Raw genomic sequence first — 19,454 nt, 5'->3', positions numbered from 1 at the left:
AAATAAAAAAGGAGAGTGCTAATGAGTCAGGAGGCTTTAATTTCGCGTCTTAACGAGTTACCTAGGATCCAGAAAGTACTACAAGAGCTACTTGATATGGTGAATCAGGACGAGGTCGATTTTGGTGAGCTCTCGAGAAAAATCGCTACCGATCAGGTATTGAGTGCTCGATTGCTACGTATGGCGAACTCTGCCCATTTCGGCGGCAGTAAAACCGTTTCTTCCGTTAACGAGGCTTTGCTTCGTGTCGGTACTGGTCCAGTAAGAACTCTGGTAGTCGCCTCAGTGCTTTCTGGTGCATTCCCTAAAATCAAAACACTGGATATGGACCAGTATTGGGAAGACACCTTCGAGATTTCCGTTATCGCCAGCAAGATTGCCGACGAGACAGGGATGGATTCCAACGAAGTGTTCACTACCGGTATTCTTCACAATATCGGCGAGCTGATGATTCATACTTTGGTGCCTGATGCCGCAGTCAAAATACATGAACGTGCAGAGGCAGGAGAAGACGCGATTTCAGTACAAGAAGAAGTGCTGGATATTACCGCTCCGACACTGGGTGCTAAGTTGGCGAAGACTTGGAAGTTCCCTGACCCTATGGTGGACGCCATCGCTAATTATCATGATCCTAGAGACGCAGAGCTGTCTCCTAAAATGGCAACGACACTGCACTTTGCTCGCTCGATCCATCGCGACTGGGATAAACTAGACAGCGATGATGCGAAAGCTCGATACCTAGCTGAGCATCCAGATTCTCGCTTACTTCATGTTTCCGCCGCCTTTGCACCAACCGTCGATAAGTTCCGCGGTAACGGCAGGGATCTCGCCACTCAGCTCAACGCAGCTTAGTTCTAGATGGCGAGATAACACATCTCGCCATTCTTCGCTTACTACCAAAACTTAACGTTATCACATAAACTATTAAGCATAATTTTTTGTTATTAAACGATGACGATGCTCAACCCACTATGGCTGAAAACCTTTCAAACACTGATCGATACTGGCCACTTCACTAAAACCGCTGAAAGGCTTTTTATGACCCAACCAGGGGTTAGCCAGCACATCAAAAAGCTTGAGCAAGCATGCGGTCATGCTCTCATCGCCAGACACAACAAAACATTTGAAATCACAGAAGCGGGGCAATCTGTCTATCTCTATGCCCTAGAAGTTGAGCGCCAACAGACTGAACTACTTAACTCACTCAATATTGAAGACCCTTATTCAGGCAACGTTTCGCTGTCCTGCTCTGGCTCTCTGGCGTTACTGCTCTATCCGCATCTTCTTAATTTACAATGTAAATACCCAAAGCTAGTTCCAAAACTGGAAGCTGCTCCTCACCATAAAATTTTGGCGGATGTGTTATCTGGAGAGAGTGATATTGGGATCGTTACTCACATTCCTTCCGACTCTCGTTTCGAATCAGAGATGTTGGGCATCGAGCCTCTTTGCCTGATGCTACCAGCCAAAATGGCAGTAAACAGCTTAACACCTGAGATTTTGAAATCGATTGGTTTGATTCAGCATCCCGATGCTATTCACTATCTCTCTCTTTACTTTGCCCAGTGTGGTGAACCTTTGCTAGAGAAGATCAACATCGACGATATTCCGGTCACGGGGTATATCAATCAGCTGAGCCAAATATTGTTACCTGTTGCAAAAGGGCTTGGGTTTACTGTGTTGCCTAAAAGTGCTCTCGATTCATTTTCAAATAGAGACAAAATTGCCATTTATCAGGCAGAACATGAAGTCGTAGAAACCCTATATTTTCTGACCAAAAGACATCGCCAGTTACCGCAACGCTTTACGACCATAATGAAAGAAATTTCCCCTTACTTTCATCACAACTAACCTATGGTTACTTCTGTTGCTAGCTCCTCAATCACAGCACCGCCTTCCACACCAATCAAAGTGAGTGTCACAGTAACAGGATCGCCTGCATCAGAGTATAAAGAGAAACTTTCAAGCTTACGCTCACCCTGCTTGAGAAACTGCATCTTGATATTGTAAACCGAATAATCCCAGTATCCATCCTTGTTAATATTGAGAGAACCGAGCGTATCCTTGCCTGCAACAACACTATTGGGGTCGAACTGGGTCTGGCGACGATGACCGCTCGAAATAAGAAGTCTTCCTGAATCAATCAATAGCGGAGAAGGGCCCCATTCTGAAAGCTCATTTTTTTCCTCCGCGTACTCAGAATCTGCTTGATGAAAACTCTTGCCGAGCATTCGGCTTACTCTATCTCTAACTCCCTCTGGAGGGCTAGGTAAAAGCGACAGTGATGCCAAACGATAAGCTCTTGAGCCTAGAGTACTAGACGGGTTGGTATCAGTCAGAGCATAGGTATCTGCATGGTTTACAGCGCTTCTGAAACGATGTGTGTTAGTTGAGTGAGCCATAACCTTCTCCTATTTTCTCTGATTACACTTGTCAAAATCGAACGCATATTGAATCAAGCTAGGTAAATTGATTAAGGCAAGCCACGTGCCAAAAAACAGGAAATAAATATAAGCACAAAAGTGCATATAATTCATAATGATAGAAATTGACAAAATCAGAGCACAATCTGATTCTCAATATGAAATGCAAAACACAACAAAAGTCGATCACTCATTTTCAATTTGCTAACGATCTTAAAGCACCAATATTTAACAATATTCTTAATCAACATGACTGTCTGAGTGCTAATCTAGCGCGGCTCAAAAAACAATAAGTATGTAAAAATGAAACTAGAACACATCGATACACCGGCTTTGTTTATCGACATCGAGACTGTCGAACATAACTTAGCTGAGATGCAACGCAGAATTAATCAACTAGGCTTAACTCTCCGCCCTCATACGAAGGCACATAAAATCCCACAACTGGCCCACAAGCAAATTGAACATGGCGCACAAGGCATCTGTACATCAAAGCTAGGAGAGGCGGAAGTGATGCTTCAAGGTGGTATCACTGACATCCTAATCACAACCCCAATTGCTGGTCAGGCTAAGTATCAACGTCTGATAGAACTTCATAGCCAATACCCGCAAGCCACGCTCTATCAAGTTATTGATCACCCTCAGCATGTGGAATCAATCGCTGAGCTAGCTAAGCAGGCAGATGTCACGGTCAACCTTTTGATTGAAGTAGAAAGTGGTCAGCAGCGATGCGGTGTCGCTGTGGGTCAAGGACTGCTGGAGATCATAGAGAAAGTCGTTCAGACCGAAGGGGTTCATTACGCTGGGATTCAGGCGTACAGCGGTCACTTACAACTGATCAAAGGCTTTGAACAGAGACAACAACAAGCACGCTCCGCAGTGACTGAGCTGTTTGATTTTATCGATACTCAATTAAAGCCACGCCATCTTGCCCCAGAAATCATCAGTGGAGGCGGCACTGGGACGTATCAAGCTTATCAGGGGCTAGCGTACACTGAGATACAAGCCGGCTCTTATCTGTTTATGGATAACTCTTATTGCAATATTGGCGATGAGCAAGATGCAAATCTTAACCAACAGTTCAACTCTGCACTCAAAGTGTTAAGCACCGTGATTAGCCACCCAACCCCGCAACGCGCCGTTATTGATGCGGGTATGAAGTCACTCTCAATTGATCTAGGTATGCCGATTGTTGAATCTCGCCCTGATCTTACCTATCAATGTGGTGGGGATGAGCATGGCATTCTTCATCTTAGTGAAGACAATCCACTTAGTATCGGCGAAACGCTTGTTTTAACTCCGAGCCACTGCGATACCACGCTGAACAACTTCGACCATTTGTATGTGGTTAGGCAAGGTGAGGTTGTCGATAAATGGAAGATTGCAGGGCGTGGCCGCTCAGACTAACTCCACGGCCTATTTCTGACATTAAAAAAGGAGCCAACGGCTCCTTTTTGCGATATCCATAAGTAAATGAAATTTATGCTTCCAATACGTCTTTTCCAGCGGCTTCCGCAAGGAGTAGCTGATCAGTTTCATCCAGCTGCATACCAAAAACTGGCAGACCGTGTTGGCATACCCAACAAGCAAAGAAAACAACGATACCCAGAGTTACTAAACCCAGAACAACCATAGCCAAACCTCCTCCTTGGTTATCAACATACGTACCGATAACTTAAGATGTGGCGTCGCCGGAGCGATGAGCTAAAAGGCCTTTGTAAATACTTTATTCTTAGACGCTTTCGATTCACCCTCAGTGGGAACATCACTGAGCCATGTGTTTCGTTTTCGTTCAATTTTTCGTATCAACTCTGTGAGTTTACTCGGGTCTCTACACCTTTAAATTATGTGGGCACCTTTTCAATATAGTTATACCGTACAAACTGAGCAACTACATTTAGTGGTTAGCAGACATAAGATCACAATTTTTATGCTCATTTGCGCATATTTATCCTTGCTAGCCTTTCTCAAAGTTCAAAAAAGGGGCGAAACGCCCCTTGAAGTAGTGCAAGTATTCCCTACAGGAATTTGTGTATTTATGCGCCTATCACGCCGCCATCTTCGCGTGTGATAGCCATAATTGTAGAGCGAGGTTTGCTGTTACCACCGGCAGGGAAATGAGACGGAGCACCTTTCTCACCTGGATGCTGAACACCAACAAACATCGTCTTGTAATCTTCTGAGAAAGTCAGGCCGGTAATTTCACACGCTACAGGACCAGTCAGGAAGCGACGAACCTCGCCAGTCATAGGGTCACCACACAACATCTGGTTATTACCTTGACCTGCAAAATCGCCTTTGTTGGAGTAGTTACCATCGGTTTGAATCCACAGACGTCCTGCTTTATCAAAACCAATACCATCCGGGCTGTTGAACATGTTGCCTTCATTGATGTTCTCGCTACCTGCATAAAGGTTGCCTTTATGCACCTTTGGATTACCCGCAATCAGGTACAGATCCCATTCAAATCCTTCGCTGGTGTGGTCACCACCTTGCGGTACCCAGCGAACAATCTGACCATAATGGTTTTCTTTGCGAGGGTTTGGTCCACCAACCGGTTGGCCTTCTTTTACACCACGGTTTTTGTTGTTGGTCAACGTACAGAAAACGTGTTGGTTGTCAGGGTGCACCGCAACCCATTCTGGGCGGTCCATTGTGGTTGCACCAACTTGAGTCGCCGCTCGACGAGCAAAGGTCACCACTTCCGCTTGGTCATGGAAGCCATTTTCTTTCGTCAGGCCATTCTTACCATATGTAAGCTCCAGCCACTGGCCTTTACCCTTCAGTTCAGCGTCTTCCATCTCGAATTTGGCAACATACAATGTCCCTTCTTCCAGTAGATCGCGATTTGCTGTGTTGTTGCCTGGCTGATATTTGTTCTTAGAAACGAACTTGTAAAGGTGTTCACCACGTTCGTCATCACCCAAGTAGACAACCACATGGCCGTCGTCATTGACCAGCAATGCTGCATTTTCGTGCTTGAATCGGCCTAGTGCAGTGCGCTTAAGCGGTGTTGAAGTCGGGTCGTTCGGATCTATCTCAACAACCCAACCAAAGCGATGTGGTTCATTTGGATGCTTAGCTACATCAAAACGCTCATCGGTGTCATGCCATTGGTATTTGCTAGGCTTAGGCTCAACACCATAGCGTACATGGTCGTCCGAGACTTCAGCGCTACCGCTGGTACCAAAGTAGCCATTGAAGTTCTCTTCACATGTCAGGTACGTGCCCCATGGTGTTTGGCCATTTGCACAGTTGTTAAATGTACCCAATGGTTTCATACCTGTCGGATCGAGCTTGGTCTTCATCAAATCATGACCAGCAGCTGGACCTGTGAGCTGCATTTCTGTAGCAGCAGTAATTCGACGGTTACGCTTACCGTTTTTGTCCAGCTTCCACTCACCGCCAGACTTAACGATTTCAAACACAGTCACACCGTGAGCGGCCTGTGATTTTATGACATCATCTGCGGTCATCGCTTTACCGCCATGGTCAAACAGGTATTCGTAGTTGGTGTATTCATTGTTAACCGCAATTACGGCACGGTCTTTCGCGATTGGGAATAAGCTCATGCCGTCAGTATTGTCACCGAACTGGCGTAGTTGAGCTTTTGAGTCTTGCTTACCGCTCGGATCGAATTCTGGCGCATCAGCAAATATTGGGTCACCCCAAGATAACAAAGGTGTTGCTTTATAGCCTTTTGGCACAATAATCGCATCTTCTGTAGAAGCCGGAACAGCGTCAAAATTCAGTAGTGCGCTTTTCTTGTCTGCGGCAAATGCCTTAGTGATTGGGTTAAGCGACAGAAATGCGCCTGCACCCACTGCTGCGGTACCAGCCAAGAAACGACGACGTGATAGTCTCGCCTCGATCATTTGGCTGAATTGAGAATCTTGCTCATCGCGATTCCACATTGCTGACTCCTTGCTCGAGTATGTTTTTTATTAATAGCGAGCAGATGATAGATAGTAAAAATGACAATCGCGTTAAAGTATTGTTTCTATTAGATAAAGGCGGTATTGCAGTTTTATTTTAGTTACATTGCAATCCTATTAAAGTGAGCTCATATTCACTTTATATAAATAAGGTATGACGTACATACAAAAAAATGTGATCTAAACCCTAGCGATCTTCGAGTTTGGTCGCTACATTAAATCTTGTTCATGAGGAACTTGATTCACATATGCTCAGTGACGAGCAAGCCATTAAAAAGTGAGGGAATATCATGAAGAAAATGAGAAAAGCACAACTTCATCGTGTCCGAATTCAATATTGGAAAGACGCCAATAAAGACACAAACAAGAAGTAACGTGCATCCTTTCAGCCTACTCTAGCAGGCTATCAACGTCTAAGCTGGCAATCCGTTGCCAGCTTTTGTGTTTCTAAAGCACAGAAACCTTACTCCTGCACAATAACAGAAGCCCCATATAGGGGCTTCTGTTATCAGAGACTTAACACTACTAGACCAAGCTAAAAATCATGATTTAACGTTCCGAGCAGACAACGAGAAATCATCTAAGGTTGATGAGATACCCTTCGCCATATCACTCATATCAACCGCAATGTGGGAACTGTCCATGATCTTCTTATTGGTGTTCTGAAGAAGGTTAGACAGGTAGTCCTGTGCTTGTTTGAGATCGTGAATACTTCGAGACTGCTCATCAATAAGTGCCGCAATTTCATTCTGCTGTTCGACCGTCAACGTAATCGAGCTGGAAATCTTATCGATGTTATCCGCAGTATCACTACTGCATTGCTTACTGTTTTCTACTTCTTTCTGCAGTTGCGCCACAGACTCAACAGAGACTTTCACTCGCTCTGTCAAATCATTGAGCAAGCTACTGATTTCCCCAGTTGAGTCATTGGTTTTACTAGCCAACATTCGGACTTCATCTGCAACAACGGCAAAGCCTCGCCCTTGTTCACCTGCCCGTGCAGCCTCGATTGCAGCATTAAGTGCCAATAAATTGGTCTGCTCGGCAATGGTCTGGATAACATCAATTATGCTATACACTTGCTCGGCAACAGAACTCAGTTCCTGAATGTTCTCAGACACTTTCTGCGACTCAGCAGACGCTAGCTCTACCGCTTTCATGTTGGCGTGAACTGAATCTAAGCCACGCTTTGCACTGGTTTGACTTTGAGCGGCAGACTCCAAGGTTTGATCAACCACTCCTGAAACGCGATCAAAGGAATCCACCAAACCATCTGAAATTTGAGCAATCTCTTCGTATTTGCGTTTCTCATCATCGTAGCTCTCGTTCACCTCTTGTGACAGAGACTCAACTCGACTCGATAAACTAGAGATGTTGTCCGCACTAGTTTTGAGACCTTTGACCACCGAAGACAATGCGTGTCTCATCGACTGGATATTCCTCGCCAACAGGCCAAGCTCACTATTATTGACCAGCTCATTGATATGATCTTTGTCCTCCAGATCACCTTTTCTTGTGTCTCTGCTCACCGCGACCAATTGATGAATTGGCTGTGTTAAGCTTTTCCCAATCAAGTAAGAAAGCACAATGACGAGCAGTATGCCGACACCAGAGATGACTAAAATGTCTTGCTTCAAGCCTTTCACATTAGCGTCTGCATAGCGGTTATAGCTAAGTACCGCTTGGTGCATCGCTCCGAGTGTTTTGTGATTGGCCAACATAAACTTATCAACCTGCTCCTCCGTCGGATTGTCCGTTTGTTGCAACAAAGAAAAAGCCATGGCTTTTTGCGTATTCCAGAGCTGCTCTACCGTGTTGAGCCTGTTTTTAAAGTCTTCTGCTGTACTTTCAGCAAGGTTAATCGGATTTTTCATCGGTAAATCTGAGAAGGTCTGGCCACCACTTTTTAACGCCTTGAGTGAGGTCTCGTAAAGTTTGATGGTATTGTCGTAATTGAGCTGAGAATGAGCTGACTTATGCCCCTCATATACAGAAAGCATGACCTCACTGGCAAACTTCTTGGTCAACATTCGCTGTCGGCCAGCAACATTAATCACCGTGCCATCCTGCTTATTCTTTTCCAAAGTCACAATAATATCGGTCGCAATCAAAACAATAGTGACGACAAATACAACGAAAATAGCTACCAAACGATTGGTAACAGACCACTGAGACAAAAGTCGCTTCATGTTCTTATCCCTACTCATATTTTCCAACTAACCATATGAATCTAGATGACAATATTGAAACTCGCTACCGATCATCAAAAATTCATCCTATAGATGGGTTAATACGTAGAAACTCTCACTTAAGTCTGCTTTCTGGGGGCATGTTTACCCTTTTCAGTCAGCAAGTGATCAAACACATTTCGAACAAACGGCGCACCCACTTTGGAACCACCATTACCGTGTTCGATGACGACTGTCGTGACATACTCAGGATTGCGACACGGAGCAAACCCTGTAAACAAGCCGTGATCGAGAAGGTTGTGACTCAATTCTTTGGAGTTATAGACTTCGTCTTTCTTCAGGCCGAAAACCTGTGCGGTTCCCGACTTACCACCACTGCAATACTCGGTCCCTCTGAACGCTCTTCGGCCTGAACCTCTTGGGCCTTCATTCACCAGTCGCATTGCATTCAGAGCAATATCCCATGAACTGTCATCCACTTGTTTCATGTTGTTAGTCACTGGCTCATCAACTAACGTCGCAGACTCAAAGCTTTGACCATGCTCAATGACCGCTTTCAGCAGATGAGGTGGCGTGACATTGCCGTGATTGACCAATACCGATGTCGCTTTAGCAATTTGCAACGGTGTGGCCGTCCAGTAACCCTGTCCAATACCAATAGGCACCGTATCCCCTTTATACCAAGGTTGATGGTGGCGACGCTGTTTCCACTCTCGGGTCGGCATATTGGCTTCCGTTTCCTCCAGAATATCTATGCCGGTTAGCTGACCAAACCCAAACAGCCCCATCCAGTCCGAGATACGATCAATCCCCAAATCGTAAGCCATCTGATAGAAAAACGAATCTACCGACTCTTCAATCGCTAGCGTGACATCAACATCACCATGCCCCCAGCGGCGCCAGTCACGCCAAGCTTTGGAGTGACGACTGGAGCCAGGAATCTGCCAACGACCGTGATCGTTACGAATCGTAGTAGGGCTGATGACATGTTCAGTCAGCCCTGCAATCGCCATGAAGGGCTTCACTGTAGAGGCGGGCGGATACACACCAAGGGTGGCACGATTGACCAGTGGGTGGTGAGCATCTTCAAGTAATTTACGATACGCAGGCCCTGATATCCCATCGACAAAAGGGTTTGGGTCATAACTGGGACTGGATGCCATCGCGAGTACACTGTTGTCTTTCGGGTCGAGTACCACCGCACTACCCTGCCTGTCTCCCAATAGTTTGTAGACATAATTTTGTAAATCGGCGTCAATGTTCAGTACGATGTCTTTACCCGCGACAGGAGGCACATATTCGAGGGTGCGAATCACTCGACCACGACTGTTCACTTCGACTTCTTCGTAACCTTGCTCGCCGTGGAGCATTTTTTCGTAGTAGCGCTCGATCCCGAGCTTGCCGATGTTCTTCGTTGCCCGGTAGTTGGACAACTCATCCTGACGCTTGAGACGCTCAATATCGCGATCATTGATGTGAGAAACGTAACCTACAACATGCGTCAGTGACGCACCATAAGGATAAAAACGTTTCATTTCAGCGTTGATTACAAAACCCGGAAATTCGTGTTGATGCGCAGAGAAACGGGCCACTTCCAACTCAGATAACTCCCCCTTGATGGTCACCGCCTTGAAACGCCTGCGATGTAGATGTTCAAGCTGGTTCACCTGCTCTGGTGATAAATCGACATATTTTTGCAAGTTAACAATGGATTGTTCGAGGTTGAGCGCTTTATCCGGAAACACATCCAACACATAAACAGGAATGTTTTTGGCTATGAGATGGCCGTTGCGGTCATAAATCAGCCCTCGAGGAGGAGAAATAGGCAGAACCTGAATACGGTTGTCATTTGCTCGGGTCTGGTAGTAGTCAAAATCTTTGACTTCCAAGTGGTAGAGGTTTGCCACCAGCACACCCAATAGGGCGATCATCGCAATAAAAGCCACGACCGCGCGGCGTTGGAATAGCTTAACTTCCCACTCATGATTGCGCATGTGGGTACGTTGTCGATTGAACTTCATAATAGGGGAACAAATTGACGGTGATTTTTTCGTCCTACACCTGTCAATATATTTACATTTGGTTACATTGGCGATTACTTTAACAACAACGGGTAAGCGTTATGTACGAAGAGTGTCAACATCCCCAAATCAACTAGTCTCTCAAGCGAGTCAGAAAATAACCTGAAAGAGCAGCAAGACTTAAAGTCTGCCATTGATTTCTTCCTCTCCTATCAGAGGATAAAGTAAAGGAGCCCATTGGCTCCTTTACTTCAAGATTTTAGCGATGCTCCGTGTGTTCGGATAACGTCCTGATACCAGAAAAAGCTTTTCTTGCGCTTACGCTCTAATGTACCACTACCATCGTCATGGCGATCAACATAAATGTAACCGTAACGCTTACTCATTTCTGCCGTAGAATTGGCTACTAAATCAATCGGGCCCCAACTGGTGAAGCCCATCAGCTCCACTCCATCCAATACGGCTTCTCTGGCCTGAACCAAGTGGTCATTGAGATAGGCAATGCGATAATCATCTTCTATCTCCCCATTGGCGTTAATTTCATCGCGCGCCCCAAGCCCATTTTCAACAATGAACAACGGCTTCTGATAGCGGTCATAAAGAAAGTTAAGCAAAATGCGTAGCCCTTTCGGATCAATTAGCCAACCCCACTGACTTTTCTCTAAATACGGATTAGGCACGCTGTCGACAATGTTACCGACCTCTTTCTGCTTGGGATCCGCACTAGCACAGCCACTCGCATAATAGCTGAATGAAATGAAGTCAACGCTGGCGCTCGCCAGTTCCTCTACATCACCTGGCTGCATGTCGATCTCAATCCCTTTTTCACGGAAATAGCGAAGCATGTAACCTGGGTAACGACCACGAGTCTGGACATCACCAAAAAACAGCCATTTGTTATTTTCCTGCATCGCCGCGATGACATCGTCGGGATTGCAGGTATACGGATAATTGAGTGCACCAAGCAACATGTTACCTATCTTGGCATCTGGAATAATCTCATGACATAGTTTCACCGCTTTTGCATTAGCGACAAGCTGATGATGTATTGCCTGATAAATAGCCTGCTCACTAGCCTCTTCAGCTAAGCCCACACCGGTAAACGGCGCGTGTAGAGACATGTTGATTTCATTGAACGTCAACCACAGCTTAACCTTGTTCTGATAGCGCTCAAACACGGTACGAGCATAGCGTTCAAAGAAGCCAATCAGTTCACGGCTTGCCCAACCGCCATAGTTTTCTACCAACGCATAAGGCATCTCATAATGAGACAAGGTGACAAAAGGCATAATGTCATGTTTCGCTAATTCGTTGAAGATACGATCATAATACGCCAAGCCTTCTTCATTGGGCTCAGATTCATCGCCATTCGGGAATATACGCGTCCAAGCAATGGACAACCTCAGACAGTTAAACCCCATTTCATTAAACAGAGCGATATCTTCTGGGTAACGCTGGTAAAAATCTATCGCCAGATCTTTAATACCATCGGTGCGTTGTTGGCGCGTCTGGTGCGGACTGAGAATTCCATTGGGCAACATGTCGGACGTCGACAGCCCTTTACCATCAAGATCAAAACTGCCTTCCACCTGATTCGCCGCAATCGCGCCGCCCCACAGAAAATGCTTAGGAAATGTTGTCATCATATTCTCTCTCACTTCGAGTCTGAACTGAGTGTAACCCACATTTTAGGAACAAAATGAGGCTGAGGTGTGAGATAGTTATTTCCTAGTTTTTAAGGTTATCAACACAAAAAAAAGAGTGCATGATTAAGATGACCGATTAACGAAACATGCGAGCATTTGTACATACCAACCAATGCAATTTGTAGCATTTCCGCGATCTCTTAGACAAAATTTTTCAGCGATTCACTCTATGATGAAATGAGTCAGTTCAATAAGAGGACATGGTAATGAAATATCGACATATTCTGGTCGCGCTGGAACTTTCTGAAGAGAGTAATGTGTTGATTGAAAGAGCGGTATTTATGGCTAAGCAACATGACGCGGAGATATCGCTCATCCACATTGATGGCACCCATGGAGAAATCTATCCGGAGCTGGTCGACATTCACGCTGACGCCAGCATCAGACCACTCAACGAACACTCCATGGAATGGTTGCGCGCATTCCAAGCCAAGCTAGATTTTCCTGTGAAGCATTTTTTAGTCGGGACTGGCGATCTGGGCGATAAGCTCAATGACACCATTACGGAAAACAGTGTTGATTTGCTGATATGTGGCCACCATCAGGACTTCTGGAGTAAGATCATTTCTTATTCAAGACACCTGATCAACAAATCTCCGGTCGACATTCTGGTTGTGCCAATTCCAAACTAATCCAGCGAGTTAAAAATCAAAAAAGCCATCCTTATACGGATGGCTTCATCATTTTATGTGCTACTGCACGAGCGCCTGCTCGGTCTCGATATCAAAAAGGTGGCACTCAGAGACATTAAAATTCAATAACGCCTCTTCACCATTAAACACCATGCGATCTGCATCAAATGGCACGCGAGCAATCAATTTGTCATTACCGAGTTGGAAATAGAGGTACAGCTCATTCCCCATCGATTCAACGACATTGATAGGATGACGTTGAATATTGACCTCTGAAAGTAGCGCATCATGGTTCGCCAGTTGAATATGCTCAGGGCGAATACCAAACCACACCCACTGGCCGATTTTTTGCCTTGCTAAATCTTGCTTACTTTCTGGCAACGTCCATCGGTTACCGCTCTCTGCTATGGCATTCATCACGCCATCAATCTCGTCAATACGGGCTTTAATGATGTTCATCGCCGGAGAGCCAATAAAACCTGCCACAAATTTGTTGGCTGGATAGCGGTATAAGTTCATTGGGGTATCCACTTGCATGATTTCCCCCTGATTGAGCACACAAATGCGATCCCCAAGCGTCATGGCTTCCACCTGATCGTGGGTCACATAAATCATGGTCGCATTCTGCCCTTCCGCTTTGAGATCAGAGTGCAACTGAGCAATGCTCACTCGGGTAGACACTCGCAATTTGGCATCAAGGTTCGACAACGGCTCATCAAACAGAAACACATCTGGCTTGCGGACCATCGCACGACCAAGCGCGACACGCTGTCTTTGACCACCTGACATTTCACCGGGTTTATTTTGCAGTAAATGCTCAATCTCTAACGTTTTTGCCGCCTCAGAAATACGCAGTTCAATTTCTGACTTTGCCAGTTTTTGCTGTTTAAGCCCGAATGCCATGTTTTCATACACCGACATATGTGGGTATAGCGCATAGTTCTGAAACACCATTGAGATACCACGATCTTTCGGCGGTAAATCGTTGACGCGTTTGTCACCGATATAGACATCACCGTGAGAAATCTCTTCTAGGCCTGCGATCATTCTTAAGGTCGTCGACTTAGCACAGCCAGACGGCCCAACAAACACCATAAACTCGCCTTCGCGAATGTTCAGGTCAACACCATGAACCGCTTTGAATCCATTCGGGTAGGTTTTTTCCACCCCTTTAAGCGTGACTTCCGCCATAGCTTATCCTTAAATCAACTCGTTAAATGCGTGTGGGTCAAAATGGGCTACCGATGGAATCACCAGATCTGCAACAGGCGTCAGTTCGCTTTCCAATGCGGTTCCAGTTAGAACACCGATTTTCTTCGCGCCCGCATTGGTGCCAAATTCCATATCTGACACCGTATCGCCAAACATGATCACTTCGTGTGGCTCAACACCGCATTGCTGACAAAAGGCATTCAGCAGTGCAGGGGCTGGCTTTGGTTCGATGTCACCATCCGAGTAACCGACATAATCAAACATCTCGCTCAAACCAGATTGCTGTAAAGTGTAGAGTGTTGAGTCCTTGGTATCCGCGGTAGCAATGCCAAGAATCATGCCCTGCTGCTTAAGTGAATCCAGTTTTTCTGTTACCCCTGGCAGCGCTTCAACCCATTCAGGATGATTAGCGACATGATGGTTAAACGCCTCTTTGGTCACACGGGTAAACATTTCCAGAGAAACGACTGGGCGTAGGATCTCGAACCAAGCTTTGGCCGTATCTTCCACCGGGTTGGACGCCAACAAACCGTGGTTATCAACTGAGTCGCCCTCTACGCCGATGGCTAAGAGTAACTCCGTAACTGTGACGTTTTGATGACCCTGGTTTGTGTCACTGAAATCCTTTACGGTCTGGCACGCACTGCGTGAAGCGTTGAGCCACATATTGTGGAATTCCAACAGCGTGCCATCTTTATCAAACAATAGTGCTTTAAACTTCATCACTATTAAATCGCTCCATAAGTTCACCCCAGGTTTTGACCAGAGGCGTAGTAAAAATGAGTTGGTCGCCGTCATAAACGGCGTTAATACAGCCTTCAAATTCATCATTCTCGGCGCGGCGGATATCGATGCGGCACCAAGAGTAGCCTGCTTCTACAAACAGTATTTGTTCGGTGTTGTGCAACGTGACTTTGGCAACGACAACGCCATCGACAATACATTCGGCGCAATAAGTATGCTCATCATCGTCCACAGCTAACTGGTAGCACAAAGCCTGCCCTTTAGAATCGCAGCCGGGTAATAATTCGTTGCTGTTGATGGCAAAAGATAAGCCGCAGCGACGCTCTAAATAGACATGTCCGTTCCGTAGCCCAGCGAGAATGCCTTCACCACACAGTCCATGACTAAACACAAAGGTTGACGGGTCACCGTAGAGTGAAGGTTCCGTCGCTTTCGGATTGCGCTCATGAGGCTCTAGGTGGGAATCACTGCCGCCAATGGCGCTGATTCTATGGCCGCAATTCCACATTTCGTTCAATACCTTAAGCGCTGAGTTTGTCGCTTTAGGTGATGTTGGCCAAGTCGGATCGCAACACACCTCAAACGTCGATACTTTGTCGAGTTCGAGCGGTGCATAATGCCAATGCCATGGCTTCATCATCGGGTGGTTAACACTGATAGAGCTATGAGATGCATTGGCCAATGCCAATCCTGCTTCCATAACACTTTGGCTGCTATGTTCAACATGACGCAAATCCAGCGCAGATTGTGGACCATGAACATTGAAGTGCCCAAGGTCTGTAGTCACTTCAAGGGCAGGCATAAACAGGCATTGCTCAGACAAAGGTAATCTTGGCTGGCAGATGTTGTGTTCAGTAAGGAAGAAGAAATCTAAGCCCTGCGCTTCGACTATCTGCTTGGCTGCCGCGAGGGTGTTGTGTCCATCAGATAACTGAGTATGTGCATGCAGGTCACCTCGATACCAACGAGACTCTGAGCTCAATAACCGACTGTAATCAAAAGAAATCTGATGATCCAACCCTACAGTTGATACACTGTCTATAGCTAGAGTATCAACCGGTTGATCAAACGCGATATTCACCTGATACTGCATCGCCCGCTCGGAACGAAACTCACCTTCAAGGTTGTATAGCTCCAGAGACCACTCTCCAGCAATCAGCTCGCCGTCGATAGCACCAAACCCCGAATATTCCGTACATATATTCAGTGACTTATGGGCCTTTTCAAACAATACCTTGCCGCGAAAATGACCATGACTATCGTACGCCGCTGCGTATAAGGACCCTTTGGTCACGGTCGTGCCCGTAATTTGAACGGCCTCAGCACCGTGCGGAACCATAAACGACAACGACACTCTGCCGAAGGTCAGTTCACCTTGAAATTCTGTCATCGGTTTCACCAATTAAATCCACTGTAGGATGGAGGAGCCTACCTAGGCAGGCTCCTTATCAAGATTAAGAACGGTTGGCTCTGTCCAGTGCACGCTGCGCTTTCTTCGCCGCTTGTTTCAGCGCTTTCTCAGCAGGTACGTTCTGAATTTGAATCTGATCGGCAGCCACTTTCAGGGCATCCATGATCTTGCCATTCGTTGGGTCTAGGAAATCCTGGCTGGCGAAGCTTGCCTGCTTTAACGGAATCAGCGCTTGTGGGTTGTCCTTGGTGAACGCCTGATACTCAGGCACGCTTTCTACACTCATACGTACAGGGATGTAACCTGTGAACATAGACCAGTTCGCGGTGTTCTTAGCGTTGGTATAAAACTCCATAAACTCAAACGCACCTTGTGCTGCCTTGTCATCGGTCCCTTTCGGCATTACGTATACCAAAGCGCCTGCTTGAGGTGCGGATGGGTGAGAACCCCAACCAGGCTGCGTGGTTGCAGCAAGTTTAGTGAAATCGAGATCGCCCTGATCACCCGATGAGCCTGTGTAACCAAGGGCGTTGTCTTTCATGACATCATCAATGGTCTTGTACCAGTACTCCCAGCCCTGACCACCGTGGTGAATACGCATGATTTGGTCTTCGTGAATCCATTTACGGAAGCTGTCCCACACTTCAACCCATTGCTTTGAGTCAATCAGTACTGTTTTGCCATCATCGCTGATCACCTTAGCGCCATTAGAGAAAGCGGCGTCGATCATATTGTCCTGACCCCACATCGGTTCCCAGCCATAAAAAGTCGTGTTGCCTTTCGCATCTCGCTGAGTCACTTTCTCAGCAACTTTAGCCACCCCCTGCCAGGTACTCAGGTCTTTCTCTGTAAAGCCATTATCTGCCAACACTTTCTTGTTGTAGTAAAACACCTGAGTCGTACCATAAGCTGGTAAGCCAATCACTGTTCCATCTTCAGCCGTCACCTGATCTTTAAACGCCCCGACAAAATCCGAGAAGTTGAACTCTGCGTCCATATACGGTTTAAGATCACGACTCAAGCCGCGCTCATACATCGCCTCAGCTCGGACCGAGTCAAGCAGAACCACTTCCGGAGCGGTTTTTGAAGCCAAACCGGCCTGCAGTTTCTGATACGTTTCGGTGTAGTTTCCTTGCAATGCTGGCTTGATGACATATTCATCTTGGCTGGCATTAAACTCTTCAATAAGCTGAGTCATCAGCTTCTGAGGTTTTGTACCGCCGGAATACCAGAAATTCACTTCCGTTTTTGCCAGAACGCTACCCGAGACCATTGAAGCGCTCGCTGCGCCAGCACACACTAGTGCGAGAGTTTTTAGTTTCATTTCCATTTACTCTTTTACGCCGTTATCGGCGATACCTGAAAGAATCGTCTTTTGACACAAGACGAATAGAATCAACAAAGGCAATACGGCAATCGTGCTGGCTGCCATAATTTGCGACCAGTTAAGACCGTAATTGCCTTCAGCGATGAAGTAGTGGCGAATCCCGGTTGCAATCAGGTTCAGCTCTTGTGAAGTGATCACCAGACTCGGCCACATGTAACTGTTGTAGTTCGTGATAAAAGTAATCAGGAACAAGGTTGCGACCGCTGCTCTGCATTGAGGCAGCAAAATCGCCCATAAGATTTTCAGCTCACCAGCACCATCAATGCGTGCCGCTTCGATCAGTGACGGATGGATTTTGATGAAGACCTGACGCAGGTAGAAAACGCCAAAAATAGACGCGGCATTGGACACCACCAGCCCCATATGTGAGTCAAGCAGCCCCAGCTTCGCCAGCGTGATGTAAGATGGAATGTAAGTCACCGCCCCCGGCAACATGTAACAGCCCATCACAACAAAATAGAGCACCGTCTTTGAGCGGAATTTCAGCTGAGTCAAGGCATAAGCGAACATCGCAGAATTGATGATCACTAGCAAAGTCGTAAAAAGCGCGACACTGAAACTGTTGAAAATGTACAGACCAAATGGTGCACTATGAAACGTTTCAACAAAGGTCTCCCAGCGAAATTGCTCCGGAATCAAGTTAAGCGGGCTAGCGAAAATCTCATCGTTCGATTTCAGAGAACCAGACAACATCCAGAGGAAAGGGAACACCATCAGTATTCCGCATATGGCGAGGAACAGGTGCTTACCTATCGAAGTCAGTGTTTGTATTTCCAGCCGCTTACTGGCGGTTTCCTGACTAGCTGGTAATGACTTGTCAGTGGTCGCCGCTTGAAGTGACCCATTTGTCTGGCGTAATCGTGGCGCGCTATCCATAACTTGTGTCGTCATAATCCTATCCTCAGTAGTAAACCCAGCGTTTACCAATGTAGGTATTTGCCAGTGCCAATAGTCCAGTGATCAGGAAAATCACCAATGATGTCGCCGCCGCCGGCCCCATTTCATAACGCTCAAACGCTTGCTGATAGAAGAGATAAAGCAGTGTGCGAGTCTCACCACCAGGCCCGCCTTGCGTCAGGATCTGGAACTGGTCAAACGCCTGAACCGCATTGATGATGTTGACCACCAACAAGAAGAAAGTTGTCGGCGATACTAGAGGTAAGGTGATTTTGAAAAAGCGAGTCAGACTGCTGCAACCGTCAATCAGTGACGCTTCATAGAGAGAACTCGGGATTTTGTTGAGCGCGCTGATGTAAAACAGCATTGTCCAGCCGATGGCCTGCCAGATAGTGACAATAATCACCGCGACCATGGCAGTATCGCCCTGCTCCAACCACGCAATCTTGTCGAAACCCATCGACATCAGAATTTGATTCGCCAGACCGGATTGGGACTCAAACACCCAAGACCAGACAATCGACACCGCAACCGTTGGTGTAATCCAGGGTGAGAAGATCACCGCACGATAAAACTGGCTGCCCGCAAAGTTTTTATGCAGCAGTAAAGCAAAGATAAGCCCCAATACCACAGTCGGAATAACCACACCAAGAGAAAACCAAAATGTATTGAGTAACGCCTGAGTGAACTCGAAATCCTCGACCATATACTGATAGTTTTCCAAGCCGATGAAATCGTATTCTGGCGAGATATAATCCCAATCTGTAAAGCTGATATAAATGGAGTAGCCGAACGGCACTAACCAAAAAGCCACCAGTGGAATCAGCAGTGGTGCAGTAAACAACAGCACTTTGAGGTGGTTCGATATTTGTTGTGAGATGGTACTCATGGTTTGAC

At 46.4% G+C, this 19,454-nt stretch carries 16 protein-coding genes; 4 read left to right on the top strand and 12 right to left on the bottom strand.

Features of this window, described 5'->3' with window-relative positions; all coding sequences use genetic code 11:
* Nucleotides 1-21: 21 nt before the first annotated feature.
* A complete protein-coding gene (locus tag QMA41_RS10845; RefSeq protein ID WP_006959982.1) occupies nt 22-852 on the top strand; it encodes an HDOD domain-containing protein in 831 nt (276 codons plus the stop codon).
* A gap of 105 nt (nt 853-957) precedes the next feature.
* Nucleotides 958-1,851 (top strand): LysR family transcriptional regulator, encoded by an 894-nt coding sequence (locus tag QMA41_RS10840; protein WP_043010952.1) that lies wholly within the window; start codon nt 958-960, stop codon nt 1,849-1,851.
* Here the strand turns inward: QMA41_RS10840 and QMA41_RS10835 are convergent.
* Nucleotides 1,848-2,402: a VCBS domain-containing protein gene (locus QMA41_RS10835; RefSeq protein WP_281629634.1), complete on the bottom strand. Its 555-nt coding sequence runs from the start codon at nt 2,400-2,402 to the stop codon at nt 1,848-1,850. The two genes, QMA41_RS10840 and QMA41_RS10835, sit on opposite strands and share 4 nt — an antisense overlap.
* 324 nt (nt 2,403-2,726) lie before the next feature.
* Here QMA41_RS10835 and QMA41_RS10830 point away from each other — a divergent pair, with 324 nt between their 5' ends.
* Entirely contained in the window at nt 2,727-3,830 is a 1,104-nt protein-coding gene (locus QMA41_RS10830; RefSeq protein WP_281629633.1) for a DSD1 family PLP-dependent enzyme, read from the top strand.
* Between the two features lie 73 nt (nt 3,831-3,903).
* Here QMA41_RS10830 and QMA41_RS10825 read toward each other — a convergent pair whose 3' ends face one another.
* The 5 genes from QMA41_RS10825 to ascB all read right to left on the bottom strand — a co-directional run bounded on the left by QMA41_RS10825 (nt 3,904) and on the right by ascB (nt 12,211).
* Nucleotides 3,904-4,062 carry a hypothetical protein gene (locus tag QMA41_RS10825; RefSeq protein ID WP_154351826.1) on the bottom strand — a complete coding sequence of 53 codons (159 nt, stop codon included), beginning with the start codon at nt 4,060-4,062 and terminating at the stop codon, nt 3,904-3,906.
* A gap of 397 nt (nt 4,063-4,459) precedes the next feature.
* Entirely contained in the window at nt 4,460-6,337 is a 1,878-nt protein-coding gene (locus QMA41_RS10820) for a PhoX family phosphatase (RefSeq protein WP_281629632.1), read from the bottom strand.
* Between the two features lie 563 nt (nt 6,338-6,900).
* Nucleotides 6,901-8,547 (bottom strand): methyl-accepting chemotaxis protein, encoded by a 1,647-nt coding sequence (locus QMA41_RS10815; protein WP_281629631.1) that lies wholly within the window; start codon nt 8,545-8,547, stop codon nt 6,901-6,903.
* A 119-nt stretch (nt 8,548-8,666) separates the two neighbouring features.
* A complete protein-coding gene (gene mrdA / locus QMA41_RS10810; protein WP_281629630.1) occupies nt 8,667-10,541 on the bottom strand; it encodes a penicillin-binding protein 2 in 1,875 nt (624 codons plus the stop codon).
* A 278-nt stretch (nt 10,542-10,819) separates the two neighbouring features.
* Nucleotides 10,820-12,211: a 6-phospho-beta-glucosidase gene (gene ascB, locus QMA41_RS10805; RefSeq protein ID WP_281629742.1), complete on the bottom strand. Its 1,392-nt coding sequence runs from the start codon at nt 12,209-12,211 to the stop codon at nt 10,820-10,822.
* A gap of 269 nt (nt 12,212-12,480) precedes the next feature.
* On the opposite strand from ascB, the gene QMA41_RS10800 reads away from it, so the two are divergent.
* Nucleotides 12,481-12,906, top strand: coding sequence for a universal stress protein (locus tag QMA41_RS10800; RefSeq protein ID WP_281629629.1), 426 nt, complete (start codon nt 12,481-12,483; stop codon nt 12,904-12,906).
* Between the two features lie 60 nt (nt 12,907-12,966).
* Here QMA41_RS10800 and ugpC read toward each other — a convergent pair whose 3' ends face one another.
* The 6 genes from ugpC to QMA41_RS10770 form a co-directional block, all read right to left on the bottom strand.
* On the bottom strand, nt 12,967-14,097 hold the full coding sequence (gene ugpC, locus QMA41_RS10795; protein ID WP_095560039.1) for a sn-glycerol-3-phosphate ABC transporter ATP-binding protein UgpC: 1,131 nt from the start codon (nt 14,095-14,097) through the stop codon (nt 12,967-12,969).
* A gap of 9 nt (nt 14,098-14,106) precedes the next feature.
* Entirely contained in the window at nt 14,107-14,841 is a 735-nt protein-coding gene (locus tag QMA41_RS10790) for an HAD family hydrolase (protein ID WP_021457371.1), read from the bottom strand.
* Nucleotides 14,831-16,252, bottom strand: a complete 1,422-nt coding sequence (locus QMA41_RS10785; protein ID WP_281629628.1) for a CehA/McbA family metallohydrolase — start codon at nt 16,250-16,252, stop codon at nt 14,831-14,833. Before QMA41_RS10785 ends, QMA41_RS10790 begins: the two co-directional genes overlap by 11 nt.
* A gap of 64 nt (nt 16,253-16,316) precedes the next feature.
* Nucleotides 16,317-17,597 (bottom strand): extracellular solute-binding protein, encoded by a 1,281-nt coding sequence (locus tag QMA41_RS10780; protein ID WP_031343002.1) that lies wholly within the window; start codon nt 17,595-17,597, stop codon nt 16,317-16,319.
* A gap of 6 nt (nt 17,598-17,603) precedes the next feature.
* Entirely contained in the window at nt 17,604-18,551 is a 948-nt protein-coding gene (locus QMA41_RS10775) for a carbohydrate ABC transporter permease (protein ID WP_281629627.1), read from the bottom strand.
* Nucleotides 18,552-18,561: 10 nt separating this feature from the next.
* Nucleotides 18,562-19,446, bottom strand: a complete 885-nt coding sequence (locus QMA41_RS10770) for a sugar ABC transporter permease (RefSeq protein ID WP_281629626.1) — start codon at nt 19,444-19,446, stop codon at nt 18,562-18,564.
* Nucleotides 19,447-19,454: the final 8 nt, after the last annotated feature.

It is taken from the genome of Vibrio sp. St2, from assembly GCF_947311885.1.
Taxonomy (GTDB): Bacteria; Pseudomonadota; Gammaproteobacteria; order Enterobacterales; family Vibrionaceae; genus Vibrio; species Vibrio coralliilyticus.
The sequence above is the reverse complement of the archived record's forward strand: the minus strand, read 5'-3'. Positions and strand labels throughout refer to the sequence as shown.

Coding starts and splice junctions, on each gene's coding strand:
- QMA41_RS10775 (WP_281629627.1), bottom strand. CDS start 18,551: ATGACGACACAAGTTATGGATAGCGCGCCACGATTACGCCAGACAAAT.
- QMA41_RS10800 (WP_281629629.1), top strand. CDS start 12,481: ATGAAATATCGACATATTCTGGTCGCGCTGGAACTTTCTGAAGAGAGT.
- QMA41_RS10785 (WP_281629628.1), bottom strand. CDS start 16,252: ATGACAGAATTTCAAGGTGAACTGACCTTCGGCAGAGTGTCGTTGTCG.
- QMA41_RS10830 (WP_281629633.1), top strand. CDS start 2,727: ATGAAACTAGAACACATCGATACACCGGCTTTGTTTATCGACATCGAG.
- QMA41_RS10780 (WP_031343002.1), bottom strand. CDS start 17,597: ATGAAACTAAAAACTCTCGCACTAGTGTGTGCTGGCGCAGCGAGCGCT.
- QMA41_RS10815 (WP_281629631.1), bottom strand. CDS start 8,547: ATGAAGCGACTTTTGTCTCAGTGGTCTGTTACCAATCGTTTGGTAGCT.
- QMA41_RS10835 (WP_281629634.1), bottom strand. CDS start 2,402: ATGGCTCACTCAACTAACACACATCGTTTCAGAAGCGCTGTAAACCAT.
- ugpC (WP_095560039.1), bottom strand. CDS start 14,097: ATGGCGGAAGTCACGCTTAAAGGGGTGGAAAAAACCTACCCGAATGGA.
- QMA41_RS10770 (WP_281629626.1), bottom strand. CDS start 19,446: ATGAGTACCATCTCACAACAAATATCGAACCACCTCAAAGTGCTGTTG.
- QMA41_RS10845 (WP_006959982.1), top strand. CDS start 22: ATGAGTCAGGAGGCTTTAATTTCGCGTCTTAACGAGTTACCTAGGATC.
- QMA41_RS10790 (WP_021457371.1), bottom strand. CDS start 14,841: ATGAAGTTTAAAGCACTATTGTTTGATAAAGATGGCACGCTGTTGGAA.
- QMA41_RS10840 (WP_043010952.1), top strand. CDS start 958: ATGCTCAACCCACTATGGCTGAAAACCTTTCAAACACTGATCGATACT.
- ascB (WP_281629742.1), bottom strand. CDS start 12,211: ATGACAACATTTCCTAAGCATTTTCTGTGGGGCGGCGCGATTGCGGCG.
- mrdA (WP_281629630.1), bottom strand. CDS start 10,541: ATGCGCAATCATGAGTGGGAAGTTAAGCTATTCCAACGCCGCGCGGTC.
- QMA41_RS10820 (WP_281629632.1), bottom strand. CDS start 6,337: ATGTGGAATCGCGATGAGCAAGATTCTCAATTCAGCCAAATGATCGAG.